This window comes from Pararhizobium sp. DWP3-4 (genome assembly GCF_049898205.1).
Taxonomy (GTDB): Bacteria; Pseudomonadota; Alphaproteobacteria; order Rhizobiales; family Rhizobiaceae; genus Pararhizobium.
This window is the reverse complement of the sequence record NZ_JAFCXF010000002.1, coordinates 332,046-355,418: the sequence shown is the minus strand read 5'-3', so window position 1 is coordinate 355,418 and position 23,373 is coordinate 332,046. Positions and strand designations below refer to the sequence as shown.

The 23,373-nt window shown below is 60.9% G+C and carries 21 protein-coding genes; 12 read left to right on the top strand and 9 right to left on the bottom strand.

Annotated elements, in window-relative coordinates:
• Positions 1-153 precede the first annotated feature (153 nt).
• The 4 genes from ACP7E6_RS06885 to ACP7E6_RS06870 all read left to right on the top strand — a co-directional run bounded on the left by ACP7E6_RS06885 (position 154) and on the right by ACP7E6_RS06870 (position 3,886).
• Positions 154-1,284, top strand: coding sequence for a DUF3734 domain-containing protein (locus tag ACP7E6_RS06885; RefSeq protein ID WP_426228988.1), 1,131 nt, complete (start codon positions 154-156; stop codon positions 1,282-1,284).
• Positions 1,281-2,021, top strand: a complete 741-nt coding sequence (locus tag ACP7E6_RS06880; RefSeq protein ID WP_426228987.1) for an acetoacetate decarboxylase — start codon at positions 1,281-1,283, stop codon at positions 2,019-2,021. Before ACP7E6_RS06885 ends, ACP7E6_RS06880 begins: the two co-directional genes overlap by 4 nt.
• A 12-nt stretch (positions 2,022-2,033) precedes the next feature.
• Complete coding sequence (locus ACP7E6_RS06875) at positions 2,034-2,816, top strand: 3-hydroxybutyrate dehydrogenase (protein ID WP_426228986.1); 783 nt, start codon at positions 2,034-2,036, stop codon at positions 2,814-2,816.
• Between the two features lie 194 nt (positions 2,817-3,010).
• Positions 3,011-3,886: a dienelactone hydrolase family protein gene (locus ACP7E6_RS06870; protein WP_426228985.1), complete on the top strand. Its 876-nt coding sequence runs from the start codon at positions 3,011-3,013 to the stop codon at positions 3,884-3,886.
• A 1-nt stretch (position 3,887) separates the two neighbouring features.
• On the opposite strand, the gene ACP7E6_RS06865 is transcribed toward ACP7E6_RS06870, so the two are convergent.
• Entirely contained in the window at positions 3,888-4,787 is a 900-nt protein-coding gene (locus tag ACP7E6_RS06865; RefSeq protein WP_426228984.1) for a hydrogen peroxide-inducible genes activator, read from the bottom strand.
• A 109-nt stretch (positions 4,788-4,896) separates the two neighbouring features.
• On the opposite strand from ACP7E6_RS06865, the gene katG reads away from it, so the two are divergent.
• Positions 4,897-7,104 carry a catalase/peroxidase HPI gene (gene katG / locus ACP7E6_RS06860; protein ID WP_426228983.1) on the top strand — a complete coding sequence of 736 codons (2,208 nt, stop codon included), beginning with the start codon at positions 4,897-4,899 and terminating at the stop codon, positions 7,102-7,104.
• Positions 7,105-7,466: 362 nt separating this feature from the next.
• Here katG and ACP7E6_RS06855 read toward each other — a convergent pair whose 3' ends face one another.
• Complete coding sequence (locus tag ACP7E6_RS06855; RefSeq protein ID WP_060504715.1) at positions 7,467-8,417, bottom strand: LysR substrate-binding domain-containing protein; 951 nt, start codon at positions 8,415-8,417, stop codon at positions 7,467-7,469.
• A 317-nt stretch (positions 8,418-8,734) separates the two neighbouring features.
• Between ACP7E6_RS06855 and ACP7E6_RS06850 the strand changes: the two genes are divergently transcribed.
• Positions 8,735-9,028: a DUF1127 domain-containing protein gene (locus ACP7E6_RS06850; protein WP_426228982.1), complete on the top strand. Its 294-nt coding sequence runs from the start codon at positions 8,735-8,737 to the stop codon at positions 9,026-9,028.
• Positions 9,029-9,422: 394 nt separating this feature from the next.
• Positions 9,423-9,695: a hypothetical protein gene (locus ACP7E6_RS06845; RefSeq protein ID WP_426228981.1), complete on the top strand. Its 273-nt coding sequence runs from the start codon at positions 9,423-9,425 to the stop codon at positions 9,693-9,695.
• A 3-nt stretch (positions 9,696-9,698) separates the two neighbouring features.
• On the opposite strand, the gene ACP7E6_RS06840 is transcribed toward ACP7E6_RS06845, so the two are convergent.
• Positions 9,699-10,550: a DUF937 domain-containing protein gene (locus tag ACP7E6_RS06840; protein ID WP_426228980.1), complete on the bottom strand. Its 852-nt coding sequence runs from the start codon at positions 10,548-10,550 to the stop codon at positions 9,699-9,701.
• A gap of 192 nt (positions 10,551-10,742) precedes the next feature.
• Here ACP7E6_RS06840 and ACP7E6_RS06835 point away from each other — a divergent pair, with 192 nt between their 5' ends.
• Positions 10,743-11,162 (top strand): GNAT family N-acetyltransferase, encoded by a 420-nt coding sequence (locus ACP7E6_RS06835; protein ID WP_426228979.1) that lies wholly within the window; start codon positions 10,743-10,745, stop codon positions 11,160-11,162.
• Positions 11,163-11,165: 3 nt separating this feature from the next.
• On the opposite strand, the gene ACP7E6_RS06830 is transcribed toward ACP7E6_RS06835, so the two are convergent.
• The 5 genes from ACP7E6_RS06830 to ACP7E6_RS06810 all read right to left on the bottom strand — a co-directional run bounded on the left by ACP7E6_RS06830 (position 11,166) and on the right by ACP7E6_RS06810 (position 16,624).
• Positions 11,166-12,539 (bottom strand): glutamate--cysteine ligase, encoded by a 1,374-nt coding sequence (locus tag ACP7E6_RS06830; RefSeq protein ID WP_426228978.1) that lies wholly within the window; start codon positions 12,537-12,539, stop codon positions 11,166-11,168.
• Positions 12,540-12,684: 145 nt separating this feature from the next.
• Entirely contained in the window at positions 12,685-13,422 is a 738-nt protein-coding gene (locus tag ACP7E6_RS06825) for a 16S rRNA (uracil(1498)-N(3))-methyltransferase (protein WP_426228977.1), read from the bottom strand.
• Between the two features lie 10 nt (positions 13,423-13,432).
• A complete protein-coding gene (locus ACP7E6_RS06820) occupies positions 13,433-14,938 on the bottom strand; it encodes an inorganic phosphate transporter (protein WP_426228976.1) in 1,506 nt (501 codons plus the stop codon).
• A gap of 105 nt (positions 14,939-15,043) precedes the next feature.
• Positions 15,044-15,550: an NUDIX hydrolase gene (locus ACP7E6_RS06815; protein WP_426228975.1), complete on the bottom strand. Its 507-nt coding sequence runs from the start codon at positions 15,548-15,550 to the stop codon at positions 15,044-15,046.
• Positions 15,551-15,829: 279 nt separating this feature from the next.
• Entirely contained in the window at positions 15,830-16,624 is a 795-nt protein-coding gene (locus ACP7E6_RS06810; RefSeq protein WP_426228974.1) for a FadR/GntR family transcriptional regulator, read from the bottom strand.
• 188 nt (positions 16,625-16,812) lie between these two features.
• On the opposite strand from ACP7E6_RS06810, the gene ACP7E6_RS06805 reads away from it, so the two are divergent.
• Together ACP7E6_RS06805 and ACP7E6_RS06800 are read left to right on the top strand one after the other, a co-directional pair.
• The gene (locus tag ACP7E6_RS06805) at positions 16,813-18,096 is read left to right on the top strand and encodes a DUF3422 family protein (protein ID WP_426228973.1); all 1,284 of its coding nucleotides are present in this window, start codon (positions 16,813-16,815) and stop codon (positions 18,094-18,096) included.
• A gap of 39 nt (positions 18,097-18,135) precedes the next feature.
• The gene (locus ACP7E6_RS06800; protein ID WP_426228972.1) at positions 18,136-19,578 is read left to right on the top strand and encodes a DUF6880 family protein; all 1,443 of its coding nucleotides are present in this window, start codon (positions 18,136-18,138) and stop codon (positions 19,576-19,578) included.
• Here the strand turns inward: ACP7E6_RS06800 and ACP7E6_RS06795 are convergent.
• Entirely contained in the window at positions 19,563-20,459 is an 897-nt protein-coding gene (locus tag ACP7E6_RS06795; protein WP_426228971.1) for a LysR family transcriptional regulator, read from the bottom strand. The genes ACP7E6_RS06800 and ACP7E6_RS06795 overlap by 16 nt on opposite strands.
• Before the next feature lie 136 nt (positions 20,460-20,595).
• On the opposite strand from ACP7E6_RS06795, the gene ACP7E6_RS06790 reads away from it, so the two are divergent.
• The gene (locus ACP7E6_RS06790; protein WP_426228970.1) at positions 20,596-22,035 is read left to right on the top strand and encodes an FAD-linked oxidase C-terminal domain-containing protein; all 1,440 of its coding nucleotides are present in this window, start codon (positions 20,596-20,598) and stop codon (positions 22,033-22,035) included.
• Positions 22,032-23,234 (top strand): glycolate oxidase subunit GlcE, encoded by a 1,203-nt coding sequence (glcE, locus tag ACP7E6_RS06785; RefSeq protein WP_426228969.1) that lies wholly within the window; start codon positions 22,032-22,034, stop codon positions 23,232-23,234. The genes ACP7E6_RS06790 and glcE overlap by 4 nt, the downstream gene beginning before the upstream one ends.
• The last annotated feature ends 139 nt before the right edge of the window (positions 23,235-23,373 follow it).

Sequence of the window (23,373 nt, the reverse complement as noted above, 5' to 3'; positions counted from 1 at the left end):
GCGTCGAATGTTCTTCTAACGAATTGAATATAAATGAAATAAGCTTTCCTTCTGCTCGTCCCGCATTACGAAAACTTAATTTGCGGAAGCAGGACGCCGTCATTTCCAAGTGCTAACATTTCGCAATCGCAGCATACGAAGGGGGCGCATTCAGTGAGTACCATTCCGACGGGAAAGACTGTTCTGGTGTTTCAGGGCGGCGGTGCTCTCGGCGCCTATCAGGCCGGTGCCTACGAGGCTCTGCACGAAGCCGGTATCCGCCCCGATTGGCTGGCCGGCATCTCTATCGGTTCCATCAACTCCGCCATCATTGCCGGTAGCCCGATAGATGCCCGTGTCGATAACCTGCGCACCTTCTGGCATCGCGTATCGTCCGGTCTGCCGGGCCATTTCCTCGGCAATGGCGATGTTATGCGCAAGTGGTTCAACGAGTCGGCTGCCGTCCTCGGTTCGCTGACGGGCGTTCCCGGTTTCTTCACGCCGCGTGCCTTCGCGCCCTGGAACATTCCAGGCGATCCGATGGCCGCGATCAGCCTGTACGACACCGCCCCCCTTCAGGAAACACTGGCCGGTCTGATCGATTTCGACCTGATCAATGCCGGTGCCGTCCGCCTCAGTCTGGGAGCGGTCGATGTCGTTAGCGGCAATTTCAATTATTTCGACAATACGGAATGCGATTTTTCGCCGAAACACGTGGCCGCGTCCGGCGCCCTGCCGCCGGGCTTTGCGCCGGTGGAAATAGATGGCCGGTACTATTGGGACGGCGGCATCGTTTCCAATACGCCTCTCCAGCGCATTCTCGGCGGCGGCGAACTGGAAAGCGACATGTGCATTTTCCAGGTCGATCTGTTCAGCGCGAGGGGGAAGATGCCGAAGGATCTGTTCGATGTCGAGGCCCGTGAAAAGGAAATCCGCTTCTCCAGCCGCACGCGCCTCAACACCGACCAGTTCCGCAAGCTGCAGACTGTCCGCATGGCGGCCAAGCGGCTGATGGAAAAGCTACCGCCGGAGTTGAAGGACGATCCGGACGCGCGGCTGCTCGAAAAGATCGGCAATGATAGCGCCGTCACCATGGTGCACCTGATCTACCGGCATGCGGCCTATGAAAGCGGGTCCAAGGATTACGAGTTTTCCCGGCTCTCGGTGGAGGAACACTGGAAGGCCGGACATGACGATGTGGTCGAGACGCTCAACCATCCGGATTGGCTCAATCGCACGCGCCCGACCAATGGGATACGGGTTTTCGATCTTGCCGAGCAACGCCTGCGTGGGGAAAAATCATGAAAATCGAAGATGTCGTCCGCAATGCCTTCGCCATGCCGCTGACCAGCCCATCCTATCCGCCGGGGCCATACCGGTTCGTCAACCGCGAATACATGATCATCACCTACCGCACCGACCCGGAAGCCTTGCGCCGGGTGGTACCGGAGCCGCTGCAGTTCGACGAACCGTTGGTGAAATACGAATTCATCCGCATGCCGGATTCGACCGGCTTTGGCGATTATACCGAGTCCGGCCAGGTCATCCCGGTTACTTACGAGGGCGTGCACGGCGGCTATGTGCACTCGATGTATCTGAATGACGACGCGCCGATCGCCGGTGGCCGCGAGATCTGGGGTTTTCCGAAGAAACTCGCCGAGCCGTCGCTGTCATCGATGAAAGATGCTTTGGTCGGCACGCTCGATTATGGCGGGCAGCGGGTGGCGACCGCGACGATGGGTTTCAAGCATCGCACGCTCGACGCGGCCAAGGTCCTGGAAAGCCTGAAACAGCCGAATTTCATGCTGAAGATCATTCCGCATGTCGATTGCACGCCGCGCATCTGCGAGCTGGTCCGCTATTATCTCGAAGACCTGACGGTGAAGGGCGCCTGGGAAGGTCCAGGCGCCTTGGCGCTGTTTCCGCATGCGCTGGCGCCTGTCGCCGACCTGCCGGTGCTGGAGGTCAGGTCCGCCGTCCATATTCTTTCCGACCTGACGCTGGGCCTCGGCGAAGTGGTCCATGATTATCTTGCAAAATAGGGAGTTAAAACCATGAAACTCAAGGACAAGGTCTGCATCGTCACCGGCTCGGCCAGCGGCATCGGCCTGGCGATCGCCAAGAAATATGTATCGGAAGGCGCCAAGGTCGTCATCGCCGACCTGAAGCTCGAAGCGGCGGAAGCGACGGCCAAGGACCTGACGGCGCAGGGGCCAGGCGAGGCGATCGGCCTTGCCATGGACGTGACCAGCGAAGACGCCGTCAATGCCGGCGTTGCCGCCGTCGTTGCCAAATGGGGCCGGGTGGATGTGCTGGTCTCCAATGCCGGTATCCAGATCGTCAACAAGATCGAGGACTATGCCTTTTCCGACTGGAAGAAGATGCTCGCCATCCATCTTGACGGCGCCTTCCTCACCACCAAGGCCTGCATTCCGCACATGAAGGCGCAGAAGGGCGGCGCGATCATCTATATGGGCTCGGTGCATAGCCACGAGGCTTCGCCGCTGAAATCCGCCTATGTCACCGCCAAACACGGCCTGCTCGGCCTTGCCCGCGTGGTGGCCAAGGAAGGCGGACCGGACGGCGTGCGTGCCAACGTCATCTGCCCTGGTTTCGTAAAGACGCCGCTGGTTGAAAAGCAGATCCCGGAACAGGCGAAGGCGCTCGGCATCTCGGAAGACGAGGTCGTCAGGAAGATGATGCTCGGCGGCACCGTCGATGCCGAATTCACCACCGTCGAGGACGTCGCCGAAGTGGCGCTCTTGTTCGCTGGCTTCGAGACCAATGCGCTGACCGGCCAGTCGCTCGTCGTCAGCCACGGCTGGTACATGCAATAGGCAACAAACGTGATCCGGCCGGCATCGTCCGGATCACGTTTGCGTCAACTGTGCGGTGTTGTCATTGTCTAACGCTGCAAGTGCCGCAATTCTGTGTTTTGGCCGGTCATGCTCGCACTGTGTCGTGACCGAAAGCCATTACAGCGCGTCTGCATGTCCTTGGGACCTGACGGCGCCGGCCACAGGAGGAAAGCATGGACAAGCCGCAGATCACCCAGGCGATGATCAACGCCTATGACGAGTACACCCATTTGAGCCTCGACCGCCGCGCTTTCATGCGAAAGCTGACGGCGCTGACCGGATCGGCCGCAACCGCCGCAGCCATCGCGCCGCTGTTGGCCGCCGATAGCGCTCAGGCGGAAATCGTCCCGGAAACCGATGCACGTGTGAAAGCCGAGGATGTCACCTATCCCGGTGCCGGTGGCGATATGAAGGGCTATCTGGTCCGCCCGGCCGATGCGACCGGCAAGCTGCCCGCCGTCATCGTCATCCACGAGAACCGTGGCCTCAATCCGCATATCAAGGACGTCGCCCGCCGCATGGCGCTGGAAGGTTTCGTGGCGCTCGCCCCGGATTTCCTGTCTCCCGCCGGTGGAACGCCGGCCGATGAGGACAAGGCGCGCGAAATGATCGGTGCGCTGAATGGCAAGCAGACCGTCGATAATGCGGTTGCGACCGTCACCTATCTTGAAGGCAATGACCTCACCACCGGCAAGGCCGGTGCGATCGGTTTCTGCTGGGGTGGCGGCATGGTCAACAAGCTGGCCGTTGCCTCTCCGGACCTGAAAGCCGGCGTCGCCTATTACGGTGCCCAGCCGCCGGCCGAGGACGTACCGAAGATCAAGGCGGCGCTTCTGTTGCAATACGCCGGTCTCGACGACCGCATCAATGCCGGCATCGATGCCTATAAGAAGGCGCTCACCGACAACAGCAAGGACTTCGCCATCCACGTCTACGACGGCGTCAACCACGCCTTCAACAACGACACGTCGGCAGCCCGTTATGATAAGAAATCTGCGGATCTGGCCTGGGGCCGGACGGTGGAGTTCCTGAAAGCCAAGGTCGTCTGACCTATTGCAGCAGACGCCTGGCGGCCTCCGAAATCAGGCTGGCCAAGGCGTGCTGGTCGTTCTGGCGGCCGCTGCGCGTGCGCCAGACCAGCCCGATCTTGCGCGATGGCTGCGGTTCGGCGAAGGGGACGATCCGCATGCGGTTGCGGGTCTTTTCGTCGTTGACGGCGATCTCCGGGATCAGCGTGATGCCCATGCCGTGGCTGACCATCTGCAAAAGCGTCGCCATCGACGTCGCGCCATAATTGGCGACGCGCCGGCCGGAATGAATGCCGCAAACCGCCAGCGCATGATCGCGCAGGCAATGGCCTTCCTCGAGCAGAAGCAGCCGCTCGACATCGACCTTGTCCTCGGTCATCGGCGACATCAGGATGGTGTTTTCATCCTCCGTGCTGGCGATCAGGAACCTGTCTTCGAACAGCAGTGAGCTCGACAGGTTTTCCTCGTCGATCGGCAGCGCAACGATGACGCTGTCGAGCCGGCCGTGGCGCAACTCGTCGAGGAGGGGGCCGGTCAGAAGCTCTTTCAGCTCGATCTGCAGATTGGGATAGCGCTGGCGCACCAGCGGAATGAGCACGGGCACGAGATAGGGGGCAACGGTCGGGATGATCCCCAGCCGGTGTTTGCCTTCCAGCACCCCGGTGACCTGCCGCGCCTGCTGGTAGAGTTGATCGATACCACCGAGAATTTTGCGTATTTCCGGCAAAAGCGCTTCGCCCTCGCGGGTCAAAAGTGTCGGCCCCCTGCCGCGCTCGACCAGCTTGACGCCGAGTTCGCGTTCCATTTCGGCGATCTGCGCCGAGAGGGCAGGCTGGCTGACATTGACCATCAGGGCTGCCCGCCCGAAATGCCGGGCGCTGGCGAGCGCATCAAAATAGCGCATTTGGCGTATGGTGATCATGATAAGTTTATCCTATCGATAATTCAATTAAATACAATTGGAAATTATGGAACTTTTAGGGGATGTTGCGGCGGAACCGACGAAATTGCATTTCAAACAGGAGGCAGGAATGGACGCCAAAGTCGAGAATACGGGCAAGTGTCCGGTCATGCACGGGTCGCTCACCAGCAACTCGGGCGAGGGGACATCGAACCGGGAATGGTGGCCGAACCAGCTCAACTTGAAGATTCTGCACCAGAATTCGGCCCTGTCCGACCCGCTGGGCACTGGTTTTGATTATGCCGAGGCATTCAAGACGCTCGATCTTGCCGCAGTCAAGCAGGACATCTTCGCCCTGATGACGGATTCGAAGGATTGGTGGCCGGCCGATTTCGGCCATTACGGTCCCTTCTTCATCCGCATGGCCTGGCACAGCGCCGGCACCTATCGCACCGGCGATGGCCGCGGCGGTGCGTCCTCCGGCACCCAGCGCTTTGCGCCGCTCAACAGCTGGCCGGATAACGTCAATCTCGACAAGGCTCGCCGCCTGCTCTGGCCGATCAAGCAGAAATACGGCAACACGCTTTCCTGGGCCGATCTTCTGGTCCTGGCCGGCAATTGCGCGCTGGAATCGATGGGCTTCAAGACCTTCGGTTTTGCCGGTGGCCGTGCCGATGTCTGGGAGCCGGAAGAAGATATCTATTGGGGTGCGGAACGCACCTGGCTCGACGACAAACGCTATAGCGGCGACCGCGATCTCGAAAACCCTCTGGCAGCTGTGCAAATGGGCCTGATCTACGTCAACCCGGAAGGCCCGAACGGTAATCCGGACCCGCTGGCTTCTGCCCGCGACATCCGCGAAACCTTCGCCCGCATGGCCATGAACGACGAGGAAACCGTTGCTCTCATCGCCGGCGGCCATACCTTCGGCAAGACCCATGGTGCCGGCGACGCCGCCCATGTCGACCGGGAGCCGGAAGGCGCCGATATCGAGCAACAGGGTCTCGGCTGGGCCAGCAGCTATGGCAGCGGCAAGGGTGGTGACACCATTTCCAGCGGCCTGGAAGTCACCTGGACCTCGACGCCGACGCGCTGGAGCAACAACTTCTTCTGGAACCTGTTCGGCTATGAATGGGAACTGACCAAGAGCCCGGCCGGTGCCCACCAGTGGACCCCGAAGCACGGCATGGGCGCCCGCTCGGTCCCGGATGCTCACGACCCTGAAAAGCGTCATGCACCTGCCATGCTGACCAGCGATCTGGCGCTGCGCTTCGATCCGGCCTACGAGCAGATCTCGCGCCGCTTCTACGAAAATCCGGATCAGTTCGCCGATGCCTTTGCCCGCGCCTGGTTCAAGCTGACCCACCGCGACATGGGTCCGAAGGTGCGTTATCTCGGTCCGGAAGTGCCCAGCGAAGACCTGATCTGGCAGGATCCGATCCCGGCTGTTGATCATCAGCTGATCGATGCGGCCGATATTGCCGACCTCAAGGAAAAGATCCTGGCGTCGGGCTTGACGGTTTCGCAACTGGTCTCGACTGCCTGGGCCTCGGCATCGACCTTCCGCGGTTCCGACAAACGTGGCGGTGCCAATGGTGCGCGCATCCGTCTTGCTCCGCAAAAGGATTGGCAGGCCAATCAGCCCGAGCAGCTGGCGACGGTTCTCGCCACGCTCGAAGGCATTCAGAGGGCGTTCAACGACGCCCACCTGGGCGGCAAGAAGGTGTCACTGGCCGATCTGATCGTGCTCGGCGGTGCAGCCGCTGTCGAAAAGGCGGCAAAGAGCGCCGGTCAGGATGTTGCCGTTGCCTTCACGCCCGGCCGCACCGACGCGACGCAGGAACAGACAGACATCGAATCCTTCTCGGTGCTTGAGCCGGTTTCGGACGGTTTCCGCAACTATCAGAAGGCAAGCTTCACGGTATCGGCCGAGGAACTGTTGATCGACAAGGCGCAGCTGCTCACCCTAACGGCTCCGGAAATGACGGTTCTCATCGGCGGCCTTCGGGCGCTGAACGCCAATCATGGGCAGATCCAGCACGGCGTCTTCACAACGCGCCCCGAAACCCTGAGCAACGACTTCTTCGTCAACCTGCTGGATATGGGCACGGTCTGGAAGGCGGCCTCGCCGGATAAGGACGTTTTCGAAGGACGTGACCGGGCAACCGGCGAGCTGAAATGGACCGCCACCCGCACCGATCTCGTCTTCGGCTCGAATTCCCAGCTGCGCGCCTTGGCCGAAGTCTACGGCCAGAACGATGCACAGGGCAAATTCGTCCGTGACTTCGTTGCGGCCTGGAACAAGGTGATGGACGCAGACCGGTTCGATATCGCCTGATCCGGTCTACGGCACGCGATCGACGCCGCAAGGCGGCGGAGGTCAACCATCAAAATTTAAGAAGCCGGGCTCTGAAAAGGGCCCGGTTTGCGTTGCGCGGGCGAGATGAAAGCCGTCTGTCGTTAACCAACCCCTAATTTCCTAGGGGATTCCACCAAAAATGGTCCACTTGACCTATTGGGCATATATTCAAATTATCGTATAAATGCCCGGCAGTGCTTTTTGGGGCTGCGTATGACCAAATTATATTGCAGTCGATTTTTACGGCCGCGTTTTATGGCCGAGTATCAATTAAAGCAGATACAAAAGGGCCGCGCCTCCGCAAGGAGCACGGCCTTTTTGCTGGTCCGGATGCGCTGGCCTTACCAGCCAGGCAGCATATGGCTCTGCCGCAGCCGCGGATAGCGCGGAAAATTCTTCATGTCGCCGTCCAGATCATCGGTGCTTGTCGTCGGCGTGATGTTGTCGAGACAGGCGGTGATGTGGTTGGTGATCGCATTCGACAGCGAGGGCGAGAGACCCGGACGCTTCATGATGCCGATCTGCACCGGAGCCAGCGCAGGAAAGCCGTCCGCCTGGGTCAAAACCTTCATGCCGGTGCGCAGCGCCGATTCCGGCAGCACCGAAACGGCCATGCCGGCCAATACGGCAGCGGCCACCACCGTCGAGGACCAGCTGGTAAACAGGATATTGTATTCCTTGCCGGTGGCATCGAGCGCCGAGCAGGCGGCTTGCCGCCAGGCGCAGTCGCGTTTGCCGACGGCAAGCGGTACCGGCGCGTTTTCCGGCAACGGATGGTTGATCGAGCTGACCCAGCAGAGCGGCTCGGTGCGCACGACGTCGGATGCGCGGGCGCGGGGATTATGCGTCACCAGCGCGATGTCGAGTTCACCCTTGGCCATCTTCTCGGCAAGATCCACCGAGGGCTCGCAGACGATGTTGAGCTCGACATTCGGATGGGTCTTGGCAAAACGGACGATGATTTCCGGCATGTAGCGGTCGGCATAGTCGTCCGGCGTGCCGATCCGAAGCGTGCCTTCCAGCCGGTTGTCGTCGAAGGAAGCGATTGCCTCATTGTTGAGGCGGATCATCCGGCGGGCAAAATTGAGCAGCCGGTCGCCCTCGGTCGTCAGCCGGTTGCCACGGCCGTCCTTGGCGAACAGCTGCTTGCCGATGCGCTCTTCCAGCCGGCGCATCTGCATCGAGACAGCTGACTGGGTTTTGAAAACGCGATCCGCAGCCTTGGTGAAGCTACCGGTATCGGCGATGGCAACGAACGTTTGCAGTTGATCGATATCGAGCGGTGCGGACATGGTCCTGGTCCTCAAAAAAGAGCACTCATAAGATTGTTTGATGAATACCATTAGAAACATTCGTTGGACTGATCAATAAGGATTTGCGAATCTGGTCTGGCAAATCGCATTCTGAAAGTTCCCGGCGAGCCACCTGCAAAGCCGGTCCACCATCATGGTTTCGACCCAGCCCCCGCGCCGACCTCCCTGCGGGGGATGGGTCGCCCTTGCATAATTTCCAAGATCGAAATCGATCGGGGAAAACCTAGAATGACAGCGACCTTTGCACGTCTGAAAGACGTGCGGCGCTGACGTGCCCTGAAAAAGGAGTAAGCATCATGCGCACGACCGACCACGCACTTGACCTCACCCTAACCGGGAAGCTGTCCGCGACATCCCGCCAGACGGGGTTGATGGGCGTGCTGATGTCGGTATGGCGCCAGCTGCGAAGCCGAAATTCCATCGGGCGGCTGCGCGATCTCGACGATCATCAACTGCTCGACATGGGGCTTTGCCGCCACGAAGTACGCGAGGCGCTGACATCGTCCTTTTTCGACGATGCGGGCCGTCACCTGACACAGGCATCCCGCAATCGGGCGAACACGTTTTACCGGAATGCGCGTCTCGATTGATCCGCGCATTGGCTACGCGGGGCTCAAGGCCGGAAGGTCCCGCTAAGCAGTTCAAGAGTTTTGTTGCGTGCCTCAGACGTTGAAAAACGTTGCACGCAACAGGGACGCGCAGCCGCCTCTGCGCGTTACCGTTCCCCGCAGGGTTAGAGCCAATTGCCCTGCTGCTTGCCCGGTGCCCGGTCCCCAAGACCCGGTACCGGGCTTTTTCTTTTCCGGGTCTGGTGAGAGAATGGGTGGGTTGGGCGAAACTCTCAGGGCGAGTTTGCGGGCGCCATCTCCTGTCGCGATCTGCGGATAGCGCGCGTACCTCCTGCTTACTTCTTAAGGCTGATGGAACATTAGGTAGGCTCAACGTATTGTAGCTACACGACTTCCTCCCGCAAGGAGTTTTGCAGTGAACAATGCCGACACAAGTAAATGGAATTTCGATAATGATGGGAAGATGAAGACCCATGGATTGGTCGAATGGGGGGTCGCATCGGTCCTGGGGCAGATCGTATTGCGCGTAGGCTATGTCCGCTCGCAGCGCGAACACGAAATCTACCACGACACGGATCAGGCACCGCACCAGATCCAAGTGTCGATCTCGGCCGCTGCAGCACGGGAATTGTCGGTACAGTTATCCCACTATGCCGAGGGTTTGGACCTTCAACTTCCAGCAGAGTGACGTTCAAGCCGTGGTGTTCTTCCGGTAGGTATCGAACAACCCGTCGATATTCTTCTGGTATTCCTTCTGCGCTTCCAGCCCGCTGTCGAACATGCTGTTGAACATGTCGGTGAACGGCGCCATCGGATTGGCATCGGCGGGCTTCTTTTCCAGCTCCGATGCGGCGGGCGCTTGCGGCTTTCCGCTCATCATGTCCTGAAAAGCCTTCACAAAAGGATTTGCGGCAAACATATCCGGTGCGGATTGCTGTTTTTCCTCAGGCTTGGCCATGCCGAAGAAGCCCTGCATCGCCTGCGTGAAGGGATTGTCGAAGGGATTGGCTGCCGGCTGCGGCTTCTTGGTAAAGCCGGATGCTTCCAGCCACGGCTTCATCATCGCTTCCATCGGCGTATTGGCGAAGGGGTTTGCCATTCCCCCCATCGGGCTGCCCATCTGTCCGGATGCCTGCTTGAACAGTCCGCCCATGATCGCACTCGCCACTACCGGCAACATCTGCTTGTAGATGTCCTGGCCGATGCCGGTTATCTGCGCTGCCTGCGCCGAGACGGCCTGAAGCATGTCCTTGGAGCCGAAAAGCTGGTTGAGAATAGTGTTGCCGTCAGCCAATCCCTGTGGCGTGAAGGCCTTGTTCATGTCCTCGAAATACTGGGCGTAATTGCCGTTCGACATGGCAGCGAGGAAGGTACTGAAATCATAGGGATTGGCAGTGTTGCGCTTCAGCGCGGTGGAAAAGGCCGGCATCAGTGCCGCCGTCGCCTTGGCCATCTGTTCCTGGGCAAGGCCGAACTGCTTGGCCATCACATCCATGGCGTTGCCATTCTGCGCCTGCATCATCATATCAAAAAGCGGGATCATCTTTTCGTCCTCTCCAGCAGGCAGCGCAACGCATGTGTCTGCACTATAACGGCAAAAACCCGCGAGAACACCGCTTTTTGTTAGCCGGGACAAAGCCGTCCATGCGGGGATAATTTCACGCTCCACAACGTTCGGGTGTTCGCCTATCCTCGGCATTGCCGAAGCTGAGAGCGGAACCGCATGAAACGTCCCATGATCGAAATCATCCCCGAAAATGCCAGCCCGCAGGATGCGGCAGCCATCCTTGCCGTGCTGGAGCAGCATGCAGCGCTCCATATCGGTGTCATCGAGGAGAAGCCGGATTTCGCCATTCTGCTGCGCGATCCGGACACGCAGGCGGTCGTCGGCGGTCTTTATGGCATGGATGGCTTCGGCTGGGCCTTCGTCAAATATCTGGCAGTGCCTGACGAATATCGCGGCCAAGGGCTGGGCTCGCGCCTGCTTGCGGAAGCAGAAGCGATTGCGCGTGCCCGCGGCTATATCGGCATCTGGCTGGATACGTTCGAGTTCCAGGCGCGGCCGTTCTATGAGAAGCTCGGCTATAGCGTATTCGGCAAACTCGAAGGCGCGCCGAACGCGATCCCGCGTTATTTCCTGAAGAAGCGCTTTTAGCGCTTAATACTGGTAGTCGGTGAAAACCGGCTCGACCGAACCGTTCCAGCGGCCGTTGTAGAGCGCCAGCAGATCCTCGGCGAGCGTCGCTTTCTTGGCCAGCACTTCGTCGAGCGGGGCGAGGAAAATGCTCTCGTCGACGTCGTCGCCGTTCAGCCGATTGCGGTTCTTCAGCCCGAGGCGCGAAATCGACAGCACTTCGCGGGCAATGTCGAACAGGGACGTACCGCGATGGGTGGCCGAAAGGCCCTGTACCGGAACCGCATTGCGCATGGCAAGCGTGTCTTCATAGGTCCAGTCGCGGGTCAGGTCTTCGGCAGCGTCAAGCGCTGCGCCGTCGTAGAGCAGGCCGACCCAGAAGGCCGGCAGCGCACAGATGCGGCGCCACGGGCCGCCATCGGCGCCGCGCATTTCGAGGAAGCGCTTCAGGCGCACATCCGGGAATAGCGTCGAGAGATGGTTGGTCCAGTCGCCCATGTTGGGCTCCCAGTCGGCGAGTTCGCCCTTCAGCGCGCCGTTCATGAACTGGCGGAAGGTGACATGGGTACAGTCATGATACTTGCCGTCGCGCACGACAAAATACATCGGCACGTCGAGCGCCCATTTGACGTAATCCTCGAAACCGAAATCGGCGTTGAAGACATTAGGCAGCACGCCGGCGCGCTGGTTGTCGGTGTCGCGCCAGATATCGCCGCGCCAGGAGAGCAGGCCGTTCGGCTTGCCGTCGGTAAACGGAGAGCTTGCAAACAGCGCCGTCGACAGCGGTTGCAGCTTCAGCGACACCTGCATCTTGCGGCGCATGTCCTGTTCGGACGAAAAGTCGAGGTTCACCTGGATCGTACAGGTGCGATACATCATGTCGAGGCCCTGCGTGCCGACCTTCGGCATGTAGCGGCTCATGATGTCGTACCGCGATTTTGGCATGCGCGGCGTTTCCGCCAGCGTCCATTTCGGGCTCCCGCCGATGCCGAGAAAGCGGATGCCGAGCGGCTCGGCGATCTCGCGCAGATCGGCCAGATGGCGGTTGGATTCCTTGCAGGTCTGGTGCAGATTTTCGAGCGGCGCGCCAGACAGTTCAAACTGGCCGCCGGGCTCCAGCGAAATCGCGCCCTGGCCGGAATGTTCGGCGAGGCCAATGATGTTGCCGGCGTCGATGATCGGCTCCCAGCCGCTTTTCTGCGCCATGCCGTTCAAGAGTGCCGAGATGCTGGCCTCACCGGAATAGGGAACCGGGCTGTTGTCTGCCTTGAAGAAGGCAAATTTCTCGTGCTCCGTACCGATGCGGAATTTGTCCTCCGGCTTGTTGCCCTCTGCCAGATATTCGGTCAGGTCTGCAACGGAGGTAACCGGCGTCTGGTCGGTGGTGTCTCTGGCCATGGGCGTCTTCTTTTGAACGGGCTGGACCTGCCGGACGGCAGACATCAGGAGGGTGATTGAACCGGTTTCAGGTGTGGTGCAAGTGAAATTGTTTCAAGGCCGGATCAAATTTTCAACACCTCGAACGGCTTGAATTGCTCAGTTTCTATTGCCAGTCGCCGATCGACGCCTGGATCACCGCCATCGCTGCCACAGCCGCCGTATCCGCCCGCAGGATTCGTGGTCCAAGCGGGATGGCCGTGACGAAATCGAGACTGCGCAGCAAAGACCGTTCGCTGTCCGAAAAACCACCTTCTGGACCGATCAGCAGCGCCAATTTGCGTTCTTTCACCGCCGCCAGAACCGGCAGCGGATTTTGCCCGCTATCGCCCTCGTCGCAAAAGATGATCCGGCGGTCTTTCGGCCAGCCGGTCAGAATGTCTTCCAGCCTGCGCGGTTCTGCGACCTCGGGAATGCCGAGAACGCCGCACTGTTCTGCCGCCTCGACGACATTGGCGCGGACCCGGTCGAGATTGCTGATCTTGCCCTGCACATGCTGGGTCATCACCGGCTGCAACAGGCCGGCCCCCATCTCCACGGCCTTCTGCACGAGATAATCGAGCCTGCCGACCTTCAGTGGCGCAAACAGATAGTGCAGATCGCACGGCGCCGGTTGTGGGCGGGCCTGTTCGGTCGCCGTCAGGAAAAGCCGTTTCTTGGTCGGAAATGAAAGTTCCGCCTGCCATTCGCCGTCACGGCCGTTGAAGACGAGCACGGCGTCGCCCGCTTCGAAGCGCAGTACATTGACGAGATAGTTGAATTGCTCCCGCGAGACTTCGTAGATCGTCCCCTTTACCAGCGGCACGTCGATGAAAAGCCGCTGCATGCGGAAGTTGGCGCGCATAGATCAGTCCTTAGATGAAGAGTACTGCGAAAACCATGTAGACCGCCGCCGACAACAGCGCTGAAACGGGAACGGTAATAACCCAGGCAGCGATGATTGTCATGAAGTGCGACCGCCGCACCAGGCGGCGCCGGTGCGATTCTTCCGGACTGTGCTGGACGCGCCGTTCGAAGTCCAGATGCCCGGTTTTCTGACGCACATATTCCAGCCGCCGCTTCGAGTTGCGGGTGTACCATTCCCGGAAGAAGCCGATGCCAAAAACCGCGCCGACGGCGGTGTGCGTGGTCGAGACGGGCAGGCCGAGCGAGGTGGCAATGATGACGGTGATCGCCGTTGCCAGGGCCACGCAATAGGCGCGCATCGGATTGAGCTTGGTGATCTCCTCACCGACGACGCGGATGAGTTTGGGGCCGAACAAAAGCAGGCCGCAGGAAATGCCGAAGGCCCCGATCAGCATCACCCAAAGCGGCACATAGGTCGTTTGCGCGATCGCAAGGCCGTTGACGTTGGCAACGATCGCCGCAAGCGGGCCTACTGCATTCGACACGTCATTGGCGCCGTGGGCAAACGAGAGCAGTGCTGCCGACAGGATCAGCGGCATCTGAAACAGCTTGCGCAGCGACTGGTTGCGGTTGTCGAGCCCCTGGGCCTGGCGCACGATCCAGGGCTTGGCGGCAATGATGGTCATCACCGCCACCGCCAGCCCGATCAGGATACCCCGGGTCATGCCGATATGAGCCACTTTCTCGATGCCGATCACGGCGAAATAGGTGGCGAACGATCCCGTCATGACGGCGAGCAGGATCGGTGTCCAGAAGACTGCCGCCTTGATCTTGTCTTCACGGTAGATGATGAAGGTCTTGATGAAAGCCAGAAGCAGCGCGGCTATGCCGCCGCCGAGCAGAGGCGACACCGTCCAGCTCGCCGTTATGCCCGCAAGCGATCCCCAGTGGACCGAGGAAAACCCGGCCGCCGCAACGCCGGATCCGAGAATGCCGCCGACGATCGAGTGGGTGGTCGAAATCGGTGCGCCCGACCACGTGGCGATGTTGATCCATACCGCGGCCGAAATCAGGGCGGCCATCATCACCCAGACGAAGGCCTCGCCGGACGGCATCTGGGCCGCATCGACAATGCCCGCCTCGATCGTTGAAACGACGCGTCCCCCGGCAAACACGGCGCCGGCGATCTCGAAGATGGCGGCAATGATCAACGCCGTCGTCATGGTGATCGCCTTGGATCCCACGGCAGCGCCGACATTGTTGGTCACGTCATTGGCGCCGATGTTCATCGCCATGTAACCGGCGACGGCTGCGGCGGCGAGGATGATCAGGTATTTTGGTTCTTCGGAAACATAGACAGCCGCGAAAATCATGCTGACCAGCATGAACAAAAGCCCGAGGCCGACACCGGCCCACGGCCGCAACACATGGTGCGTTGCTTCCTCCGTCAGGGTCACCTTGTCCAGGTATTTGTCGAGGGTCGGCTTTTCGAGGCTCGGGCGCGGTTTTGTCACCGTCTGTTCTCCAATTCAGTCTGCCACCCTGAGATTTGGGTAAGCACCGGCCGGCGCAGCAGGATCGGGGAAGCCTCGCGTCGTTCTATCCATTTATATCAGCGTTTATCGCGTCACGGCCTTTTGAGCCGGGTTCATCGTGCCAAGCAGCCGCTGTTCGAAGCTCAGGATGAGATCCTTGAGCATCGGTTCGGCCACCCGCTTGGCGCCTTCCTGAAAGCTCACCCATTCCATCTTCCGGCTGCCTTTTTCCGGAAAGCTTTTGAGCATATCCAGAACGACCAGCGGATAGACCTGAACCATGCACTGGACCTTGAGGCCCTGATCCATGCCCTTGTCGTACATATAGAAGCCGATCCGCTCTGCGCCGGTTTCACCCTTGACGCCGGCTTCTTCATACGCCTCGCGTTCGGCAGCCTGATGACACATCTTGCCTTCCATCGGCCAGCCCTTGGGGATGACCCAGCGGCCGGTGTCGCGGCTGGTGATCAGAAGCATCTCGGGAGCCGCGCTTTTCTTCTTGAACCGGTAGCAGAGAGCAGCACACTGCATTCGCACCGGACGGCGGAACATCAGGCGTACGTCAGTGACAATGCGATTCAGAATATTCAACGTCGGGGCATCCTTTCAAAAAACGAATCATTTTCAGCCTGCAATATCGCTTAAATATGCTCGCTTTATACGGCCTGTAAACGCGCAGATTTGGTGAAGCACATATAGTTATCGCGGCGTACCGTATGAAGGGCGCAGCAACGCGAAAGACGGGCAATTTAATGAGATTGCGCCAGAAAAATGTGCCTGTAGCGGCTTTATAGAGCATGTTTGCGGCATTGGCGAGACAAGAGCGCCTATTTGTCCGGGGGCATGTCTTTTCTCCGCCGCCGATAACGCTCAGACGCCAGCCTGCCGGTCGCGCTGCTGCATTCTCAGCTGGGATATGCGGGCCCATTCGCCGGAGCGTTCGGCATCCCGTGTGGCGGTGATAATGAAATCGATATGGGCTTGGGCGGCTTCACGCGCCTGCGCCGGGTTTCCCGCCATGATCGCCTCATAGATCGCCTCGTGCTGGGCAAGCAGCATGTCGCCGGCACCCGGTGCTGCAAACAGCACCTCGCGGCTGAAGAAGATGCCGCCGCTCAAAAGCCGGTAACAGGCGCGCAGAGTGTGCAGCAGGATGATGTTATGCGCGCATTCGCCGATGGCGCTGTGCAGTTCGACATCGGTCTTCAGCCCGCCCTCGGCAGACCCGGACAGATGCGCCGCCCGCATCTCGTCCATGATGCGCGTCAGCATGTCCCGGTCGAAACGGGTGGCGCGGCGTGCGGCCAGCTCCGCCGTCATGCCCTCCAGTTCGCGGCGATATTCGAGATAATCCTGCGTCGCCTTCTGGTGGCGCGAGATCAGGTCGATCACCGGCTTGGAAAACACCTGGCCGATGACATCGGCGACAAACGTGCCGCCGCCGTGATGGCTGACCAGCAGCCCACGTGCCTCCAGCTCCTTCAGCGCTTCGCGCAGGATCGGCCGCGAAACGTCGAAACGGCGCGACAGGTCCCGTTCGCTCGGCAGCCTTTCGCTGTCGCGCAGAACGCCTTCGAGGATAAGGAGCTCGATCTGCTGGATGATTTCGCCGGAGGTCCGGCTGTGCGGGATGCGGGCAAAGGCGTCGATGGTGTCGTCGGTCACGGCAGCTCTCCTTGGCGTCAACTTAGTCACCCGCTCGAAAGTGGTCAATTTCTTTAGCCACTTTGTAAGGCCGGGCGTTGCAAGTCTGGCCCAGGGCAAAAGCAGGCCTGCGTCAAAGCGTCCTTTCCCTTTTGCTCATCCTGTTGATAAGACAGTTCTGATTGATGCGTGAGAGGGGAAAACGCTTCATGGCCAAACGCAGTTTTGCATTTCCATCGGCTCCGGCCCGCGCCCAGGCGCTGGGCGAGATCCATGCGCGTCCATATGCGCTGGTGACGTCGCCGCGCGTCATTTTCCAGCTCGCCTTCATGACCGATGGCGGGGCTGCCGTCGATCATGCCGTTCTCTCCGAATTGTCGCGTGCACGGGGTGTCTCGCCACCCAGCCGCGAGGCCAGCCATCATGCGCTGTCCTGGGGGCAGGGCACGCTACGCTGGGAGCGCCACACCGAATTCTCGACCTATTTTTGGGACGGCGTCATTCCCGACCAGTTCGGCGGCGAGGTCACCACCCATCCCTTCGGCGATGGCTTTTCGCCGCCGGGAACGCTGATCTCCGGCATCCGGCTGGAAATCCGCCCGGATTCCGAGGAAACCCGCGCCGCGATGAGCGCCTTCGACCCGACCAGCCTCTGTTACAGCGATATCAAGAATGGCCAGTCGGTGGTGCTGACCGATTTTCGTCAGAACGGTGACGGCCTGACGCAGATCCTCGTCATCGACCGCGGCATGACCGAGGCTGGAACCGGCGCCCTGGTCCAGCGGCTGCTCGATATCGAAACCTATCGCACGCTGGCGATGCTCGGCCTGCCGCTGGCGCAATCGCTCTCGCCGGATATCCGCCGGATCGAGGACGGGCTGACCGGCGTCACCCAGCGGATGCGCACCAGCGCCCGCGAAAAGGCCGACGAGATGCTGGCCGAAATCACCCTTCTGGCCGCCGAACTCGAAGCCGGTGCGGCGCTGAGCCTCTATCGTTTCGGCGCCAGCCGCGCCTATTACGGCATTGTCCAGGAACGCATCCGCTCGCTGATCGAAACCGGCGTGCCGGGCTATGAAACGCTCGGAACCTTCCTGGAGCGGAGATTGGCGCCGGCCATGCGCACCTGCCAGTCGGTAGAGGAGCGCCAGGCCAACCTATCGCGAAAACTCACCCGTGCTACGGCGCTGCTCAGAAGCTGGGTGGATGTCGAGCTCGAGCGGCAAAACAGCGTGCTGCTCAATTCGATGGACCGCCGCGCCAAACTGCAGCTGCGCCTGCAGCAGACGGTCGAAGGCCTCTCGGTTGCCGCGATCTCCTATTATGTCGTCGGCCTGTTCGGTTACATTGCCAAGGCTCTGGAAAGCGAGGGCATTCCGATCAAGTCGAGCGTGCTGACCGGTATCTTCGTGCCGGTTGCCGTTCTCGCCATGTGGCTGGTCGTCAGGCGCATCCGCAAGCACCATGCTGACGAGGACCGCGAAAGCCTTTAAGCCTTTGGGATATTCGAAACGAATCGACCCGGCGACACCATGGCAAAAGCGGTAAAAGCGGCGAAGAAGGCGAAACTCGACCGGGATGGCCTGACGGCGCTCGGTCTGGAACGGCTGATCGAGATCGCGCTGGATGAGGCGGCCCTCAACACATCCTTCAAGAAACGGCTGAGCGCGGCGCTTGCCGGCATCAGCGGTGCCGCTGGCGTGGCCAAGCTGATCGACAGCCGCCTGACTGCGCTCGAAAAATCGGGCACGCGCATCCGCTGGCAGAAGGAACGTGCCTTCGGCAACGACCTCGACAGCATTGCGGCCAGCATCGTCAAGGAGTTCGGCGCCGTCGATCCGGGCATGGCACTGGAAAGGCTGATCCGTTTCGTCTTCGGCTATGAGGGGATTTCCGAGCGCGTCAACGATTCCAGCGGCCGCATCGCCAACATCTATGTCCAGGCCTGCGAAGCGGCCGGGCGTTTGGCACCGCTCGTGCCCGTCGATCAGCAGGCGCGTATCCCGCCCTTGCTGACGCCCGGCCTGCAGGGCATGGACTATCACGGCGTCAAGACGTTGCTGGCGGTGCGGATTGCGGCTGCGCTGTCGCCCAGCGTCCTGAAAGCCTGGGACGAAACCCTGGCTGCGGCCACGAAGATACCGGCCGGAACCACAATTCTGCCGGCCATCGTCCATGTGCGCCGCGCCATTGCCGATGCCCGCACCGATCTCGATGCCTATGTGGCGATCGAGGAGAGCCTGCCCGAGGCGTTGCGCGAACCGGTCGTGGTCGCCGAGCGGCTCCATACGGCCGGGCGCAACGCCGAAGCACTGATCTGGGTGCGCAAGCCCCGCAAGTCCCGGATCGGCTTTGCCCGCCGTGTCGATATCCTCACCGGCGGGCTAAAACCATTGCCGGACAAGGACAGGATCGAGGCCGCCATTCTCGATGGGATGAAGGACCGTGGCGCTTCGCAAGCCGTGCGCTGGAAGATTTTCGAGCAGGGGCTCGATGCCGGGATCTTGCGCGAATATATCGCCAAGGCCGGTGATTTCGAGGAATTCGAGGCGCTGGACAAGGCCTTTGCGTTCGTCGAGCATCACCGCGAACCGCATGCCGCGTTGCGTTTCTATCTGGCCTGGGGGAGGCTCGATCTGGCGGCACGCTATGTCGTTGCCCGCTGGGGTGTCTGGGAGGGCGAATTCTACGAGTTTCTGCTACCCGCCGCCGAGGCTTTCGAGGCTGCCGACTATCCGGCAGCGGCTACTGCGCTCTACCGTGCCCTGCTTGATCGCATCATCGGCCGGGGCCTGTCAGAGGCCTATGGATACGGCGCCGATTATCTTGCACGGCTTGCGGCGCTGGCCAAACGCCCCGGCGGCAATGACGGTTTGATGTCGCATGCCGATTATGTCGCGGATCTGCGCAGGCAGCATATCCGCAGGCATGGCTTCTGGGACCGTATTCCACCGGAGAGCTATCGTTCCCAGTAGGGATCGGGTCCGTAAAGCCCAGCCAGATAATCGATGAACAGCCGCACCTTGGCTGGCAGAAACTGGCGGCTGGGATAAAGCGCCGAGACGAACAGATTGCGGGAGCCTTCCCAGGCGGGCAGGACCTGCACCAGCTTTCCTGATTTCAGGTCGCTGCCGATATCCCAGGTCGAGCGCAATGCGATGCCGGCGCCTGAAAGCACGGCTTCGCGCACCACTTCCGATGAATTGGTGATCAGCCGGCCCTGCGGCTTGAAGCTCATCGAACCCGCCTCGCTTTCCAGCTTCCAGGTGTCGTGATTGTGCTGGCGCAGGCAGATATGCTCGCCGAGATCGTCGATCGTGTCCGGCACGCCGTAGCGCGCGAGATAGGTGGGGGCAGCGCAGAGGATACGCCGCACCGGCACCAGCTTGCGCGCCACCAGCGTCGAATCGCTGAGTTCGCCGATGCGGATGGCAAGGTCGAACCCCTCGGCGACGATGTCGGTGAATTCATCGGAGAGCACGATATTCAAAATGAGATCGGGATGCGCCTCGATGAAGCGGGCGAGATGCGGCGCCACATGCATGCGGCCAAAGGAGGTGGGGGCGGTGATGCGCAACGTGCCCTGCGGCTGGCCGGAGCGGCCGGAAGCAAAGGCCTCGGCTTCCTCGATGCCGGCCATGATCCCCAGCACCCGGTCGTAAAATCCCTGTCCGGCTTCGGTGAGCGATATCTGCCGGGTGGTCCGCTGAAACAGCCGCGTGCCGAGCCGGTCTTCCAGCCGTTTGATGCGTTTGGAAATAACAGCTGGGGAAAAACCCAATGCCCGCCCCGCCGCCGACATACTGCCGGTGGATACGACACGCGTGAACACCTCAAGATCGCCCAGATTTGTCATCAATCTTGACCATTGTTTCGAAAATAGAAAAACTGATTAGCATTTGCTGCGTCATGGTGAAAGTGGTAAAGAAAAAATACCAATCATGCCGCAAAGTGCCAAGTTTGCCGCAGGACGACTACGCCGGGAGGCCGATATGCCGGAGACGATTGCCTTTCTGGAGCCGAAACCATCCGTGCTCGCGCGCCGCCATCAGATCGTCGAGGACCTCGGCGATATCCTGCCCGCCGGCTGCCTGATCAGCGAGAAACGCGGGCTTGTCCCGTTCGAGACGGATGCCTTCATCGCCTATCGCCAGGTGCCCCTGGCCGTCGCTCTGCCTGAAACCACGGCGCAGGTGGCGGCCGTGTTGAAATATTGCAGCCGCTACGGCATTCCCGTCGTGCCGCGCGGGGCAGGCACGTCCTTGTCGGGCGGCGCCATTCCGCAATCCGATGCGGTGGTGATCGGCTTGTCAAAAATGTCGCGCATCCTCGATATCGATTTTGCCAACCGCTCTGCCACGGTGCAGGCGGGTGTCACCAATATCAACATTTCCGAAGCGGTCTCCGCCGATGGTTTCTTCTATGCGCCGGATCCGAGTTCGCAGCTTGCCTGCACCATCGGCGGCAATATCGGCATGAATTCCGGCGGTGCTCACTGCCTGAAATATGGCGTCACCACCAACAATCTGCTCGGCGTCAAGATGGTGCTGTTCGATGGCACGGTGATCGAGTTGGGCGGCAAGGCGCTGGATGCGCCGGGCTATGACCTGCTCGGTCTCGTTTGCGGCTCGGAGGGCCAGCTCGGCATCGTCACCGAGGCGACGGTGCGGCTGCTGGCCAAGCCGGAGGGGACGCGGCCCGTGCTGTTCGGCTTCATGTCGTCGGAAGAGGCGGGATCTTGCGTCGCCGAAGTCATCGGTTCCGGCATCATCCCGGTTGCCATCGAATTTATGGACAAGCCGGCCATTGGCATCTGCGAGGCGTTCGCGCAGGCTGGGTATCCGATGGATGTGGAGGCGCTGCTGATCGTCGAAGTCGAGGGATCGGAAGCAGAGATGGAGGCGATGCTGGCCAGCATCATCGACATCGCCCGCCGCCACGGCGTCGCCACCATCCGCGAAAGCCAGTCGGCAACGGAAGCCGCGCTGATCTGGAAAGGCCGAAAATCCGCCTTCGGCGCCACCGGCCGCATCGCCGACTATATCTGCATGGATGGCACCGTGCCGCTCAGCCAGCTGTCCTATGTCCTGAAGAAAACCGCCGAGATCATCGACGGCTACGGCCTGCGCGTCGCCAACGTCTTCCATGCCGGAGACGGCAACATGCATCCGCTGATCCTCTACAATATCAACGATCCGGAAGACGCCGCCCGCGCCGAAGCCGCAGGCAACGATATTTTGAGGCTCTGCGTCGATGCCGGCGGCTGCCTGACGGGCGAGCATGGCGTCGGCATCGAGAAACGCGACCTGATGCTGCACCAGTTCACCCAGATCGATCTGAACCAGCAGATGGCCGCGCGCGCCGCCTTCGATCCGCAATGGATCATGAACCCGTCAAAAGTCTTTCCGCTGGAAGGACGCCCGGCCGCATGAGCATGAACTTCGAACCGACATCAGAGATGGAAGCTGCCGATATCATCCGGCAGGCTGCCGGAGCGGGAATGCCGCTGGAGATAACCGGTGGTGCAACACGCTCGGGCTTTGGAAACCGCGTCCGGGCAGAGCAGGTACTCACGGCGCGAAAACTTTCCGGCATCGTCAGCTACAATCCGGCCGAGATGACCATGAGCGCCAAGGCGGGAACGCCGATGAGCGAGATCGAGGCAGCACTTGCCGGCAATCGCCAGATGCTCGCCTTCGAGCCGATGGATCATCGTGGTGTCATGGGCACCAGCGGCGAGCCGACCATCGGCGGCGTCTTTGCCGCCAACGTCTCCGGTCCGCGCCGCATCACCGCCGGTGCCGCCCGCGATCACCTGCTTGGCATCCGTTTCGTCAACGGCGCGGGCGAGGTGATCAAATCCGGTGGCCGGGTGATGAAAAACGTCACCGGGCTCGATCTGGTCAAGCTGCTGTGCGGCTCGCACGGCACGCTGGGGCTTCTGACCGAAGTCACGTTCAAGGTTCTGCCTCTGCCACCTGCCGCCGCCACCATCGTGGCATTCGGCCTCGACGATGCGCAGGCCGCCGCTGCCATGGCGCATGCGCTGTCCATGCCGGTCGAAGTGTCCGGTGCCGCCCACCTGACGGAGAGTGTGCGTTACCGCTTCGTCGGCAGCAGCCATCCGGAGGGCGCTGCAACGGCCCTGCGCCTTGAGGGGCTACCGGCCTCGGTTGCTGTCCGGGCCGAAAAACTCAAGGCCGCCTTCGCTCAGGTCGCGCCTGCGACAATGCTCGACCAGGAGGCGACGGAAAAGCTCTGGCGGGATATCCGCGATGTCAAACCCTATGCCGACGGCACGCAAAAACCGCTCTGGCGCGTCTCCGTCGCCCCAACCGCAGGTCATCAGCTGGTCGCCGCGCTGCGGCTGCAAACTGGAGTCGACGCCTTCTACGACTGGCAGGGCGGCCTCGTCTGGCTGCGTATGGAGGCTGATACCGAAGCGGATATGCTGCGCCGGTTTATCAGGGGCATTGGTGGTGGCCATGCAACATTGGTGCGAGCGTCGGATGCGGTTCGCGCGGTCACCCCGGCCTTCGAGCCGGAGCCTGCTTCCGTGGCGGCACTGTCGGTGCGGCTCAAGGAAAAGTTCGATCCCAGGGGGATATTCAATCCGGGGAAAATGGGGTGATGGAGATGATGAGTATGCGGCGCGCTACCCCCCTCTGTCACTGCGTGACATCTCCCCCACAAGGGGGGAGATCATCCCTTTCCCATGAGGCATTTATGGGTGTGGCACTAAGCATGCGGCCAATCTCCCCCCTTGTGGG